9 protein-coding genes are annotated in these 14,732 nt (G+C 54.5%); 7 read left to right on the top strand and 2 right to left on the bottom strand.

Going from position 1 to position 14,732, the window contains the following annotated elements:
* Window positions 1–82: 82 nt before the first annotated feature.
* Window positions 83–4,288 (top strand): T9SS type A sorting domain-containing protein, encoded by a 4,206-nt coding sequence (locus tag H9I52_RS05835; RefSeq protein ID WP_187453054.1) that lies wholly within the window; start codon window positions 83–85, stop codon window positions 4,286–4,288.
* Window positions 4,289–4,490: 202 nt separating this feature from the next.
* Window positions 4,491–4,967 carry a nucleoside deaminase gene (locus H9I52_RS05830; RefSeq protein ID WP_187453053.1) on the top strand — a complete coding sequence of 159 codons (477 nt, stop codon included), beginning with the start codon at window positions 4,491–4,493 and terminating at the stop codon, window positions 4,965–4,967.
* A 121-nt stretch (window positions 4,968–5,088) separates the two neighbouring features.
* Here H9I52_RS05830 and ffh read toward each other — a convergent pair whose 3' ends face one another.
* Complete coding sequence (ffh, locus tag H9I52_RS05825; protein ID WP_139513487.1) at window positions 5,089–6,432, bottom strand: signal recognition particle protein; 1,344 nt, start codon at window positions 6,430–6,432, stop codon at window positions 5,089–5,091.
* Window positions 6,433–6,686: 254 nt separating this feature from the next.
* On the opposite strand from ffh, the gene H9I52_RS05820 reads away from it, so the two are divergent.
* The gene (locus H9I52_RS05820) at window positions 6,687–7,988 is read left to right on the top strand and encodes a glycosyltransferase family 4 protein (protein WP_222940407.1); all 1,302 of its coding nucleotides are present in this window, start codon (window positions 6,687–6,689) and stop codon (window positions 7,986–7,988) included.
* Between the two features lie 22 nt (window positions 7,989–8,010).
* Here H9I52_RS05820 and H9I52_RS05815 read toward each other — a convergent pair whose 3' ends face one another.
* Entirely contained in the window at window positions 8,011–9,873 is a 1,863-nt protein-coding gene (locus tag H9I52_RS05815) for a hypothetical protein (RefSeq protein WP_187453052.1), read from the bottom strand.
* A gap of 186 nt (window positions 9,874–10,059) precedes the next feature.
* Here H9I52_RS05815 and pseB point away from each other — a divergent pair, with 186 nt between their 5' ends.
* The 4 genes from pseB to pseG all read left to right on the top strand — a co-directional run bounded on the left by pseB (window position 10,060) and on the right by pseG (window position 14,728).
* Complete coding sequence (pseB, locus tag H9I52_RS05810; RefSeq protein WP_139513489.1) at window positions 10,060–11,079, top strand: UDP-N-acetylglucosamine 4,6-dehydratase (inverting); 1,020 nt, start codon at window positions 10,060–10,062, stop codon at window positions 11,077–11,079.
* A 255-nt stretch (window positions 11,080–11,334) separates the two neighbouring features.
* Window positions 11,335–12,489: a UDP-4-amino-4,6-dideoxy-N-acetyl-beta-L-altrosamine transaminase gene (pseC, locus tag H9I52_RS05805; protein ID WP_316248002.1), complete on the top strand. Its 1,155-nt coding sequence runs from the start codon at window positions 11,335–11,337 to the stop codon at window positions 12,487–12,489.
* A 9-nt stretch (window positions 12,490–12,498) separates the two neighbouring features.
* Window positions 12,499–13,239: a cytidylyltransferase domain-containing protein gene (locus H9I52_RS05800; protein WP_187453050.1), complete on the top strand. Its 741-nt coding sequence runs from the start codon at window positions 12,499–12,501 to the stop codon at window positions 13,237–13,239.
* 1 nt (window position 13,240) lies between these two features.
* Window positions 13,241–14,728, top strand: coding sequence for a UDP-2,4-diacetamido-2,4,6-trideoxy-beta-L-altropyranose hydrolase (gene pseG / locus H9I52_RS05795; protein ID WP_187453049.1), 1,488 nt, complete (start codon window positions 13,241–13,243; stop codon window positions 14,726–14,728).
* The last annotated feature ends 4 nt before the right edge of the window (window positions 14,729–14,732 follow it).

The following is a 14,732-nucleotide window of genomic DNA, read 5'->3' as shown; positions in this document are numbered from 1 at the left end:
CAATCTTATTTGTTGACTATAAATAAGATTATTCAGAGTGGGCAGTGGTCAGGCTTTAAATAATTCATCCCAACTATTTTCTATGAGAACACTTCTTCCCTCTTTAAATCGTGGGCCAGTTTGGTTACGACAAACAAGTAAGCTGCTGTTGCCACTTGCCTTGGCGTTTGGCTTACAACAAAAGGCCAAAGCACAGTTTCCGCGCGTAGAGTCGTTTAAAGGCAACACGGCGAATGGGTTTGACTTTTATGGAAATGCAGCACTTACAGCCGCAACCGGGGCCGATGCCAATGGAGCAGGCTACCTACGCCTGACTACCGCGAATCTCAACTTGGCTGGTACAGCCATAGATCAGAGCACTTTCCCAGCACCTCAAGGATTTAGTATTTCGTTTGAATTCTTTTCCTATGGCGGTACTGGTGCTGACGGCTTTAGTGTATATCTGATTGACGGGTCTACGTCAACTTTTCGTATTGGAGCTGATGGTGGATCTTTAGGCTATGCCCAGCGCACGTCAACAACCAATAATGTTACGACTACTGCACCTGGTGTATCAAATGGCTACATCGGGATTGGAATTGACGAGTACGGTAACTATGCCAATGGTAGCGAAGGCCGCTCAGGCGGTTATGTTGCGAGCGGCACAATACCCGACGCTATTACGATTCGTGGTGCAGGCAATGGAACTGCGGCAACAGAGTATCCCTACATTGCAAGCAGCGGCACTCTAACGGGTCTTAGCCTAGATGTAACAACTGCACGTGCCCAATCAGGTAGTACCGATTATCGCCGGGCTTTCATCGACTTCATTCCCTTTACCAATAGCAGTGGTACGCCAGCGTACCGTGTTACAGTGCGCATTCAGAATGGCAACGCCGTAACTACTGCTTTAAGCAACATTGAAGTTCCGCCGCCGCCGCCTACCCTACGCATTGGCTTTTCAGGCTCTACGGGAGGCTCAACCAACGTGCACGAGATTCGCAACTTAGCCATTGTGCGGCCAGCGATTGCCAATGATGACCGTTTCGGTACACGCTACGGTACGCCAGTCTCTGGCAATGTAACGTCGAATGACCAAGCGCCTGGCAGCAGCTTAGATGTAGCAACTGTGGATTTGGACCCTACTACTGCCACTGTTGACCGCACCAAAACCGTTGCTGGACAAGGCACTTTCACAGTTGATGCGAATGGACTTGTAACTTTCACTCCTCTCAGCACTTTTGCTGGAGTTGCTACTATCCCTTACACCATTCGCGATATTCTAAATACGCTTTCGAATCAAGCTAATATTTCGGTCATAGTAACTGGGGCTGATCTTGCAACGAGTGTAAGCGGACCTACTTCAGCCAACCCTGGCTCTAAGATCACTTACACCGTTAGCACTACGAACCTAGGCGTTGAAACAGCAATAAACGTAATTCCTACGTTGACGCTAACCCCTAATCTACCATCAAACAGCGTAACACTACCCACTGGAGCCGCATACGATCCTCTTAGTGGAATAGTAACTTTTGCCACGATTGCCAGCATTGCTCCAAATGCAAGCCCAGTTGACAATTTCGTAACCGTGACTGTACCAACTACAGGCACCGCCCTTGGTGGAGTTGCCCGTAGCACAAGCAACTCTGTACCTGATCCTAACTCGGTTAATAACTCGGCCTCAGTAGGCACCTCCATTACGAGCAGTGCGAGTACTGTCGCCGGTTGTGCTACTCCCGGTAAGGACGGAATAGGGAATTTAACAAGCTCTTCTGTCCCAAATACTTACTTCAAAGGCCTCAATGCTACCACCGGTACAGGCGGAACCAGCATTTCATTGGCACCTGCTGGAGCAGGTACTATCGACATTGCTCCTGGAGATCTATTGTTGGTAATGCAAATGCAAGGCGGAGCCATTGTCACCGCAAACGGGACTACATACGGCGGCACTCCCACTTCATATACTGCTGGCCTTTACGAATACGCTGTTGCCATGAATTCTGTGACGGCAGCCAGCGGGGGTACTTTACAGCTCAAGTCGGCTTTGACTAATACTTATAGCAACGCCGATTACTCCACTACATCCACTACAACCGGCCAACGCAGGTTTCAGGTTATCAGAGTACCTCAGTACTCGGCCTTGAACATCGGTACTGCTACAGTTGCTGCTACAGTAACTGGAGCACCGTGGGACGGTTCAGTAGGTGGTGTGCTTGCAATAGACGTAGTAGGAAAAACTTCCTTCTTGTCTACTACACCAAGTTCGCTGAATATGAACGGGCGCGGTTACCGAGGTGGCGGCGGCAGAACTTACACTGGAGTAACAGGGTATGCAGATACCGATTACCGCAACATTGCCTCTGCTACTACTGCAGGAGCACACGGCGCCAAAGGCGAAGGCACCATTGGAACTCCCCGCTTTGTCAACGTAAACGGCACTTCCATCGACACTGGCGTAGAAGGTTATCTGAACGGCAGCGTAGCGCAAGGCAACCCAGGTACTGGAGCCGGTGGTGCTACAGATGGAAAACCAACTGATAATAGCTACAATACTGGCGGCGGCGGCGGCGGCAACGGCGGCGCAGGGGGTGATGGCGGTGCAGCAAGTATCCGTACTGCTAATAATGGTGGAGGTAAATACAATAATTTTGGTGCTGGCGGCCAAGGTGGGAACGCTGCCTCAGGAGCAACAGCCAGTCGCTTGTTCATGGGCGGCGGCGGCGGCGCAGGTAGCATTAATACTGCGAACAATAACGCTAGCAATGGAGCCAATGGCGGAGGTATTATTATTCTGCGCACTGGTTCAGTTTCTGGCACAGCTTCTATAACTGCGAATGGCAACAGCACAAGCGATCAAACAGATGAAGGTGTAGGCGGCGGCGGCGCTGGGGGGTCAGTATTGTTATTTTCGACAACCACTACTTCGACAGCTACTACTGGGCTTGGTAACCTAACGGTAGAAGCCGATGGAGGAGCAGGCGGTATTGCATCCAGCAGCACAAGTGCTGGTACAATTCTTAATGTAAGCGCTGCCAGTTACGGCGGCGGCGGCGGCGGCGGCGGCGGGCGTGTTTATGCAAACGCAGGTTTAAAAACAGGGTCTTCTGCAACTGGAGGAGCATCTGCTGGGACTGGAAGCGCTGGCACAGGCACTACTATCAGCACAACTCAAACTGCTACTCCAGCTGGAACTATCGCTGGCACTACCGCTTGCTTGCCAACGCTAACTACGACGCTAACCACTTCAACCCCGAACGTAACCCGTTCGGGCAACGGTGTAAACCCAGCCTCTTACACGATTACCATTTCCAATACAGGCGGTGGGGCTTCAAGTGTGAGTACGACTGCAACACTAAATTCTTTGTTTCGCTATGATAATACTTCGGCTCCCGTAGTGACGTTGACTTTAGCTGATGGCAGTTCGACAACTTTAGCGGCCTCCGCTTATACAGTGTCCGCTTCAACTACATCAACCCCTGTTTTCAGTGGCTTCACGATTCCAGGCGGTGCTACACTGAACATCGACTTCCAAGCTACAATCGCTTCAACTGCCGTAAACGGAACCGCTTACCAAGCCAGCGCCAACGCTGTTTATGCTGACCCTACACGCACCACAGCAGCCCGCTTGGTTAGCCCTACTACCGCTGCGGCCACGGGTGCTAACACTACATATGAGAATGTAGTAGCTACAGCAGTTCCCGGTGTTAATTATGCGGCAACTAGTAGCACTGGCGAAGACGTAACCATCGTTAAGCCACTGCCTGTTGAGTTGAAGCAGTTTAATGCAACGGCTGTTCGTCAGGATGGCTTGCTCACCTGGTCAACGGCCACGGAAGTTAACAGCGACCGTTTCGAAATTGAGCGCTCGCTCGATGGCAAGACCTTCGAGAAGATCGGCTCGGTTAAAGGCCAGGGCAACAGCACGCACGCCACGGAATATCGGTACACCGATACCAACGCCGCTCGTTGGTCGGCTAAGCCCATCTACTACCGCTTGCGGCAGGTTGATTTCGACGGCGTTTCGGCCTTCAGCCCGGTTCGCTTCGTGACCTTCGACAAGCAGGTACTGACCGCCGTTGCCTTATATCCCAATCCGGCCCACGGCGCTGCTACCCTTGATCTGACGGGCTTGGCCGCTGGCACGTATCAGGTTCAGGTTCTGGACCTTACGGGGCGCGCACTAAGCAAGCAAACCGTAGTAGGTGCCCAGGCGCATCCGCTTTCTGTCCAGCAGTTGCCTATGGGCTCGTACATCGTACGCATCCAGGGAGCTGGCACAAACGTGACGCTGCCGTTGGTTCGCAACTAACGTTTCCGCTACTCTTACAGAAAGGCCACCCAGTAGTACTGGGTGGCCTTTTTATTGCATACCATTCATGCATAAGCGCCCCGACAGCACGGCGCATATCAGGAATGTCGCTGCTGCAATCGTCTAGCACGCTACGGCCGCTTCCCTGCTGGGCGGCGGGGTCGTACCTTGCGCTTATTTCCTGCTCTTTACTACGCCACTCATGGAAGCTCCCCGCGACGAATTTATGCGCGAAGCCATTCGCCTTTCTATCGAAAAAATGCAAGCCGGATTTGGCGGCCCGTTTGGGGCCGTTGTCGTGCGCGACGGCCAGATCATTGCCCGCGGCTTCAACCAGGTTACCAGCACCAACGACCCTACTTGCCACGCCGAAGTAGATGCCATTCGGAAGGCGTGCGCGGCCCTGGGCACTTTTCAGCTCAACGACTGCGACCTATACACGAGCTGCGAGCCCTGCCCCATGTGCTTGGGCGCGATTTACTGGGCGCGCCCGCGGCGGGTGTTCTACGGCAACACCAAGCAGGATGCCGCGGCTATTGGGTTCGACGATCAATTTATTTACGACGAAATCGAAAAGCCCCTCTCCGATCGTCAGATTCCGATGCAGCAGCTGCTCCGCGACGAAGCGATCGAAGGGTTCCGCGCCTGGGAAAAGCACGAAAGCCGCACCGATTATTAAGGCTAAACGCACCTGTTATCCTGCGCTGCGCTCTGGACGACGAAAGAACCATTGCGGCAGTTACAAAAAGAGGCCCGAACGCTAGCGTTCGGGCCTCTTTTTGTAACTATTTCATTATCAATTACTTGCCTCGCATGCCCATCATTTTGGCCATTTGCTGCATGCCGCCTTTGGTTTGGCTCATCTTGTTCATGGTGCGCATGACTTTGCGCATGTCCTCAAACTGCTTCATTAGGTTGTTGACCTGCTGAATATCCGTGCCGCTGCCTTTGGCCAAGCGGCGCCGACGCGAGCCGTTCAGGAGTTCAGGCTGTGCACGCTCCTGCTTGGTCATGCTTTTGATGATGGCTTCAATGGGCTTAAACGCATCGTCGTCGATATCGACGTCTTTAATGGCTTTGCTCATGCCCGGAATCATGCCGACCAAGTCCTTTAGGTTGCCCATCTTCTTGATCTGCTCCAATTGGGAGAGGAAGTCATCGAAGTTGAACTGGTTCTTGCGAATCTTCTGGTTGATGCGCTTGGCCTCGTCTTCATCGAACTGCTGCTGAGCGCGTTCTACCAGCGAAATCACGTCGCCCATGCCCAGAATTCGCTGGGCCATGCGGTCGGGGTAGAACATGTCCAGCGCCTCCATCTTTTCACCCGTCGAGATGAATTTGATGGGCTTCTCGACTACCGAGCGGATGGAAAGAGCCGCCCCACCGCGCGAATCGCCGTCGAGCTTGGTGAGCACTACGCCGTCGAAGTTGAGGCGGTCGTTAAAGGTCTTGGCCGTATTTACGGCGTCCTGACCCGTCATCGAATCGACTACGAACAGCGTTTCCGAAGGGTTGATAGCCTTCTTCACCGCTTCGATTTCGCGCATCATTTGCTCGTCGATAGCCAAGCGGCCGGCGGTGTCGATGATGACTACTTTCTTATTGTTCTTCTTGGCATAGTCGATGGCGTTGCGCGAAATCTCGACCGGATTCTTGTTTTCCGGCTCCGAATACACCTCCACGCCAATCTGTTCGCCCAGCACTTTCAGCTGGTCGATAGCGGCGGGGCGGTACACGTCGCAGGCCACGAGCAACACGGTGCGGTTCTGCTTTTTGATGAAACTGGCCAGCTTGCCGGCAAAAGTGGTCTTGCCCGAGCCTTGCAAACCGCTCAGCAGCACAACTGCCGGATCGCCTTTGATGACAATATCCTGCTTCTCGCCGCCCATGAGCAAGGTAAGCTCGTCGTACACGATCTTGACCATGAGCTGGCCCGGCGATACGGCCGTGAGCACGTCGCGCCCCATTGCCTCGTCCTTAATCTTGTCGGTTACTTCTTTGGCTACCTTGTAGTTAACGTCGGCATCAACAAGGGCCCGGCGAATTTCTTTGATGGTCGCCGCAACGTTGATCTCGGTAATGCTGCCTTGGCCTTTCAGGGTCTTGAAGGCGCGATCGAGTTTGGTACTTAAGTTATCGAACATCGGTTGATGTACTGAGTAGTTGTATTGTAATAAGCTGATTTACTTCAAATTACGAAGATTAAGCCAGCACAAGTTTTTTGCAAGGATAATGCGGTTGGCAAATCAAAAAGCGCCGCAAACTCTTGTCGCATTTTAGCGCTGCTTCGCAAATTGAAACGAGAAGCCGCGAAGAATTGCTCCCAAAATTAGCCAGAAAACCTCGAAAGCCGACGACTTCTTACCTTCGTGCTTTCACCTTGTTCCATTCCCCGTCCTTGGCCCCTGCCCGCCTCCTCGTCATTACGTATTACTGGCCGCCCTCCGGAGGCGCAGGTGTGCAGCGTAGCCTCAAGTTTGTCAAGCACTTACCGAGTTGCGGCATTGAGCCAACGGTTATTACCGTCGACCCAAATAAAGGTGCTTACCCGGTCCTCGATGAGTCGTTGGCGGCGGAAATTCCGGCGGGCGTACGCGTCATTCGCACCGATACGTCCGAGCCATTTGGGAGTTACAAGAAGCTAACCGGCCGCCAGCAGATCCCGTACGGCGGCTTTGCCAACGAGAGCAAAACGAGCTTGCAGCAACGCTTTTTCAAGTTTGTGCGCGGCAACGTGTTTATCCCCGATCCGCGTCGCGGCTGGAACAAGCATGTACTCCAAGTGGTGAGCGACCTAATTGCCGCCGGGGAGCATTTCGATGCGGTGCTGACCAGCTCCCCCCCGCATTCTTCCCAACTAATCGGGCTGGAGCTAAAGAAGCGATTCGGCTTGCGTTGGCTGGCCGACTTGCGCGACCCTTGGACGGATATATACTATTACAAGGAGCTAAATCACACCCCACCAGCCCGTTGGCTTGACGCGTGGTACGAGCGCCAAGTACTGGAACAGGCTGATGCCGTGCTGGTTACCAGCCCCGATACCAAACGGCTTTTTTTGGGCAAATCGCCTCAGCTGTCGGCCAAGAAATTTCATGTGTTGCCCAACGGTTACGACGAAAGCGATTTTAACGTTCCTTCTTCGCCACCCACTGACTGTCTACTGATTACGCACACGGGCACCATCACCGAAACCTACCACATCGAGCTGTTTCTGGCGGCCTGCGCCGAGTGCGCCCGGCGCCACCCCAATGTGCCGTTGCGGCTGCGTTTTGTGGGCAAAGTATCGGAAGAGGTGCGGCGGCAGATTGCGCAAAACGGGCTGTCAGGAATTACAGAACTGCTGGCCTTTGTGCCCCACCACGAGTCGGTGACGCACCTGCTGCACGCCTCCGTGCTGCTGATGGCAATCCCGGACGTGGTGCCCAATTTTGGCATCTTACCGGGTAAAGTATTTGAGTATCTGGCTGCTAATAAGCCCATTATCTGCATTGGCCCTGTGGGGTCCGACGCAGATAATTTGCTGGAAGAATGTGGCGCCGGACGAGCCATTCCTTACGATGCCTACAACGCCATGCTCGACCATCTGGAAACCCTCGTGGCTCAGTGGCTCGTCAACCCCAACCTGGATTTGCCTGCGCTCAACCACGCCCGCTATTCCCGCAAAGCCCTGACGGGTCGGCTCGCGAAATTAGTTCGGTAAAACGATCGTGCCGGTTGGTACGCTACCGCAGTTTTTCCCACACTCCTTTTAGCTTGCCCGGTACCCGACTGGCAAGCTGAGCGCGCCAATCGGCCCAGACAGAACGCGGCAATTGTCGTCCGTGCCACGCACTTATGGCCTCGGCTACTTGCTGTGCCAGCGTGCGGTAGTGCGCCCGGTGGTAATGCCGCAGGTTGTTGGTGACATCGGCGGGCGTCCGGACAAAATCGCGTACGTCGATGAGAAAGCAATTATCAGCTTCGGCCACAAATTCAGCAAGCGCCTGGTTCATAATAATATGCCGCTCTTTGGCACCTGGCTCGTTAGAACCAGGCACTTCAATTTCGGCACCGTTCAAGAAGAAAACAGGCAGCGCACTGGGTAGCTGCTCGCGCAGCCAGCGAAGATTTTGCTTAAAACGGAGGGGTGAAATCTGGCCTTCAAACTGAAAATCGTGGCGGAAGCGCTGCAGGAAGGCTTCGTCCATGCCGCGGAAGCGCCGCTGCTTGTAGCGAGCCGCTAGTGCTGCCGGGTCGGCAGTTGTGAGGTCGTGGTAGCCGCCAAAAGGAATATTCAGACCGGTTGCTTTTTCACGGTACAGGTCCTGGGTATAATCCATCAACGGACTGTAAATCAAAGCATCATAATCAGCCGACCATAGTTTGGTATCGAATGCCTCCTGCCCCAAAAACGGCAAAGACTTCGCAAGGCGTTGTTGCTCGGTAGCGGGCAGTTCATGGCCGGCCCGCAACAGCGCCGTATGTTCGATGTGAACCGGAATCTGGTTTTCGTTAACGTAGTTAAACTCTTCAATTACAGATAGTTGAAAAGCTTGCAAAAACGGCGTCATCTGTCCTAAGTCGCAGCCCCCTTTCAGCAATATCCGCAACTGCGTTGAAACGACGGGTGGTGAATCACCCACAACAAGTTGCTTATCAACATCTTGCGCATCAACCGTTATCCAATCGGGGCGATCGGTGGTGTTGAGCTCTGTGGCCACTTCGCCTTGCACTTCCAGCGCTGGGAAACCAAGCCATGCGTACGTGAATTGCTCGATGCCAAGGTGCAGGATGCGGCAAGAAAACACGAGTTGTTCCAGGCGGTTTTCGGGCTGGTTGAGGCAATAAATGCCCACTAAGCCGTAGTCGCCAAAACGGTCGTGGACGCGCACAGTACCCCAGCGGCGGCTTGGATCGGAGAAGCTTGCGCGCAACTCCTCTTTTGTAACGCGCTTCTTGGTGAAGTTCAGTTGATTAGACCGGTTGATCAATTCCTCAATCCGGTCGAGATCGGGAATGACGGCGGCGCCTTCGCGAAACGCAATGTGTACTTGCGAATCGCGCAGAAAGGCCACGTTGTCTTGGTAAGCGGACCGCGCCTGCTGCTGCCGTTCGAGGAGCTTGTATTGCTCCAAACGCGAAAACTCGGGGTCAGGCTTGCCGCTTGCGCGCAGTACAGGCGCCCAGTGCGGCAAGTCGGCAGGGTCGGCTACCTGCAGCTTGGGGTTGTAGTACTGCGCCTCAGCCCGGTTGATGGGGTTGTCGTCGAGAAAGAGCGCATTGGGAGCCCGCAGCTGCATCTTTTCCAGCAACTCCTTGATTATGGGGCCTTTAGGTTGCCAGCTAATCTGAGGGAACACAAACAGATCGCGAATGCCTAGCTCTATTAACTTGGCTTCGGCCGCTGCAAAATCATTTTTGGAAACGATGGTATGTACGATGCCGCGGGCCGCGGTGTCGCGCACCAAAGCCAGATTTTCTTCCAGGGCCTCCACTGCCCCTTCTGAGAGCGTACCGCGCCAAAACGTATCGTCGAGGTCCCAGATAACGACTTTGACGGGTTCGGGAAGGGCAACTTTGGGAACGGTATCTGAAATAGCGGTCATGGTGCGCTCGGCGAAGCCTCTCTACCGTAAGTAGTTCCGATCGGTGCCACGAAGCGGTAGAAAAGCCTCGTGGGCTCGGTATGGCAAACCTGAAGAAGCCGCCAGCGCACAAAAGTACGCAACCTCGTTCCGGAATGCCTACTTTTGCCCTCCTTATGCCAACCAGTACAGGTTGCTTTCTTACGTATGGCCCTCGACTTAAATCATAAATCCATCCTGGTGACCGGCGGCACCGGCTCATTCGGCAAGCAGTTTGTGCAGACCGTATTTGAGCAGTTTCCGCAGGTGAAACGCTTGGTTATTTACTCGCGCGACGAGCTGAAGCAGTACGAAATGTCGCAGGTATTCCCGCACGCCAAGTACCCGGCCATTCGTTATTTCATTGGCGATGTGCGCGACGGAGAGCGACTGAAGCGGGCCTGCGAAGGTGTCGACATCCTTGTGCACGCCGCAGCGCTCAAGCAAGTGCCCGCCGCCGAGTACAACCCGATGGAGTGCATCAAAACCAATATTTTCGGCGCCGAAAACGTGATCAATGCTGCACTCGACTGCGGCGTGAAAGACGTGGTGGCCCTGAGCACGGACAAGGCCGCAGCGCCGATCAATCTCTACGGCGCCACGAAGCTTTGTTCCGATAAGCTGTTTGTGGCCGCCAATAACATGAAAGGCCGGCGCGATCTGCGGTTTTCGGTGGTGCGCTACGGCAACGTAATTGGCTCGCGTGGCTCGGTGGTACCGTTTTTCTTGCAGCGCCGGCATAGCGGTGTATTGCCCATCACCCACCCCGACATGACGCGCTTCAACATTTCCTTGGAGCAAGGCGTTGATCTGGTGTTGTATGCGCTGGAGAACGCTTGGGGCGGTGAGATTTTCGTGCCTAAAATTCCGAGCTATAAGATCACGGAAGTAGCCAAAGCCATCGGCCCGGATTGCCGCCAAGAGATTGTAGGCATCCGCCCCGGCGAAAAGCTGCACGAAGAAATGATCACCGAAACCGACGCCTTAAGCACTGTCGAGCTGGACAAATACTACGTGATTCTACCTTACACACCGCAGTGGGACACGGAAAAATTCATTCAGCATTTCGGGGGTAAACGCGTGGCAGCCGGCTTCCACTACGATTCGGCCAACAACGACGAGTGGCTCGACGCCGAACAGATCCGTGAAGAAATCCGGCTGCACGTAGACGCTACTTTTCAAGCTTAAACTCTCAAAAATTGTCACTAAAAAAGGCCGCCTTATGCAAGGCGGCCTTTTTACATAAATGATTAATAATTAATGGTTTATAAAATGATCTTTTCCTCACTACGCAAGGTTGAGAACGCATAAGGCAGAAGCATCGACCTTGTGCGCTGACTTGGCTTTGAAATCATTTGGGGCCGCAGAATGCTTTACCTTTGCGGCCCTGCCTACCGGCTGATTCGGCCTAACCGCTCGTACTTTTCATTCCTGCTTTATCACGTGGAGACACCCATTCCTTACGGTCGCCAACACATTACCGCGGCCGACGTGCAGGCCGTAACCGAAACCCTGCTTTCGGATTTTCTTACGCAAGGGCCCAAAGTGGCGGAGTTTGAGGAAAAATTTGCGGCCTATATAGGTGCCAGCTATGCCGTAGCAGTCAGCAATGGCACAGCGGCCTTGCACTTGTGCACGCTGGCGCTCGAGGTGCAGCCCGGCCAGCGCGTGATCACCACGCCTATCACCTTTGCGGCGTCGGCCAACTCGGTGCTTTATTGTGGCGGCGAGGTGCATTTTGCCGACATCGACCCAGCTACCGGACTAATTGATTTACAGAAGGTTCGCCAGCTTTTAGCAGCTCATCCCAAAGGCTATTTTCATGGCCTTATTCCGGTGGATTTTGCGGGCTTGCCCGTGGATCTTGAAGCAGCGCGTCAGCTTTGCGACGAGTTCGGCCTGTGGCTGATCGAAGATGCTGCGCATTCGCCGGGCGGCTTTTTCACCGATAGCCAAGGCGTAGCGCAGTGGTGCGGCAATGGCCAGTACGCCGACTTGGCCATTTTTTCATTCCACCCGGTCAAGCACATTGCCACGGGCGAAGGCGGCATGATTACCACCAACCGTAAAGATCTGTACGACAAGCTGTTGCTGCTCCGCACCCATGGCATCACCAAAGATCCGGGCTTGCTGCACCACCACCACGGCGGCTGGTACTACGAAATGCAAACGCTGGGCTATAACTACCGCATGCCCGACATGCTTACCGCTTTGGGTATCAGCCAATTGCAGCGTGCCGACGAAGGCCTTGCACGGCGGCGGCAACTGGCCGCGCGGTATGACGCAGCGTTTATAGCTATGCCCGGCGTACAGCCTTTGGGCACAGCGCCGGGACATGCATACCACCTATACGTGATTCAGGTAGACGACCGCAAAGGCCTCTACGACTTCCTGCGCACAAAGCAGATTTTTGCGCAGGTACACTACATCCCGGTGCATACCATGCCGTATTATCAGCAGCTGGGCTGGAAAAAAGGAGATTTCCCGCATGCGGAAGCATATTATGATCACTGCCTGAGCATTCCGACGTTTCCCTCGCTCACGGATGAGCAGCAGGCTTACGTTGTGGCTTGTATCCAGGAGTTTATCACTCACTAAGTGCCTCGTATGACCTTACCGGCGGCGCCCCGTATCGGCATTATTTCCCAGGCTCGCATGACAAGCACCCGCCTGCCCGGCAAAGTGCTTATGGCAGTCGGCGGCCGGCCCTTGCTACATTACCACATTGAACGGCTTGCAGCCAGCCAACTACCTATTTATCTGGCTATTACCAGCAATGCTACCGACGACGCGCTGGCACAATTCGCGGAGGCAGCGCATCTGCCCTGTACCCGCGGCGATGAGCAAGACGTGCTACGCCGCTACCAGCAATGTGCCGCCGAAAACAATCTGGATATCATCGTACGCGTCACTTCCGATTGCCCTCTGATCGACGGAGCGCTGGTGGCGCAGGGCGTGCAGCAGTATCTGGCCCAGGGCAATGGCAGACTTTACTTATCCAACGCATTAGAGCGCACCTTTCCGCGTGGCTTCGACTTCGAGATTTTTTCCCGCGAGTTGCTAGAGGAAGCTCATCGCGAGGCAACCTTGCCCAGCGACCGTGAGCACGTCACGCCCTATATCCACCAAAACCGATCAGGGAACGTTCACTTTCAGCACTTTACCCGCTCCCACGATCGCAGCAACTACCGCCTGACGGTCGACACGGCAGATGATTTTCGCCTGATCCAAGTGCTGATTGAACAGTACAATGCGGCGTCGCTTCCCGCCGAAGCCCTAATCGAGCTGCTGGATGCGCACCCCGAGCTGGTGGCCCTGAATGCCCACGTAGAACAAAAAAAGTTGTAGCATGAGCGCAGGGCCGCGGGTAATTTTTCGGGCCGACGGCAACTCCCGCATTGGGTTGGGGCACATTGTGCGCTGCCTTGCCCTGGCTGAAATGCTCGGTAGCGCTTTCCGCTGCGAATTTATCATTCGGGAACCCGACGAGGTCGTACGCCTGCAAATTCTGGGCGTTTGTGACTCCTTGACGGAGATACCCGCGGCTCTTGGCCTGCCTGATGAGCCTGTCTGGTTGCTGCAACAGGTGCAACCCCACGACATTCTGGTGCTGGACGGCTACGGATTTAATTCGGAATACCAGCAAACGCTTAAGCAACGTCGGCAGGCGCTGGTGTGCCTCGATGACTTGGCTAATCAGCACATTTGGGCCGACATCGTGATCAATCATGCGGGCGGTATTGCGCCAAGCGCCTACTCCTGCGAACCGGGCACGACGCTGTGTTTGGGCCCTGCCTATGCGTTGCTTCGGCCTGAATTTCACAAGCCCACCCAATCGCTTAATTATCAGATAGATAGTAAATCTATCTTTTTGAACATGGGCGGCGCTGATCCCGAAAACCATACGCTGACACAGCTACTGGCGCTGCGACATCGGTTTCCGCACCACTTGATGCAGGTAGTAACCGGCGCTGCTTATCCGCATCAGAAGGCCTTGGAAGATGCGACTGCTACCCTGGCCAATGTGCGCCTGCACCACTGCCTCAACGCAGGTGCCTTAGCGGCGCTGCTTGCGGAGTGCAGCATGATGGTGTGCCCACCGAGCGGCATGGCCTACGAATGCTGCGCCGTGGGCGGCTTGCTGCTGCTGCATCAGATCGCTGATAATCAACGTAACCTGCTTGCCTACCTAACTTCATCGGGCCTTGCCTTACCGGTCGCGGCAATTGAAAGCTTGTCGGATGATGGGCTGGCAGCAATTGCTGAGCAGATGCGCCAACGCCAACGCCAGGTTTTTGATGGACTTGCCGGACAGCGATTGGTGAAAGTTTTCAGTGCATTATACCTATCGTTTAAGCTCACTGCACGCCAAGCGACGGCTGCCGACGCAGCGCAATACTTTGCCTGGGCCAATGACGCTGCCGTACGCCGCAACGCGATCCACTCCGAGCCGATTGCATGGCCGACGCACCTTGCTTGGTTTAGTCGCCGCCTCGCCGACCCAGACGCTTATTTGTATCTATTTGAAGATCAAGGCATACCAATCGGGCAAGTGCGCATCGAGTTCGACGACAGCAAGGGCACCATCGACTATTCGGTGGCCGCTGAGCACCGCGGACGCGGCTTGGGGCTAGCGATTTTGCGACGCGCCATTATGGAGATTCGCCGCGACCGTCCGGACGCGGCTGTGTTGGTGGGCCAGGTAAAAACCCAAAACCGGCCTTCGTGGCGGGTATTCGAGCAACTGGGTTTTGTGCGCCAAGACCCCGTAAGTTTGCATCACGAATCGTACGAAGTATTCCGGCTGGACATTGCGCCGTCGGGCCACCTTTCCTAATTCC

Source organism: Hymenobacter sp. BT491 (assembly GCF_014349165.1).
In the GTDB taxonomy this organism is placed as follows: domain Bacteria; phylum Bacteroidota; class Bacteroidia; order Cytophagales; family Hymenobacteraceae; genus Hymenobacter; species Hymenobacter jejuensis.
The sequence above is the reverse complement of the archived record's forward strand: the minus strand, read 5'-3'. Positions and strand labels throughout refer to the sequence as shown.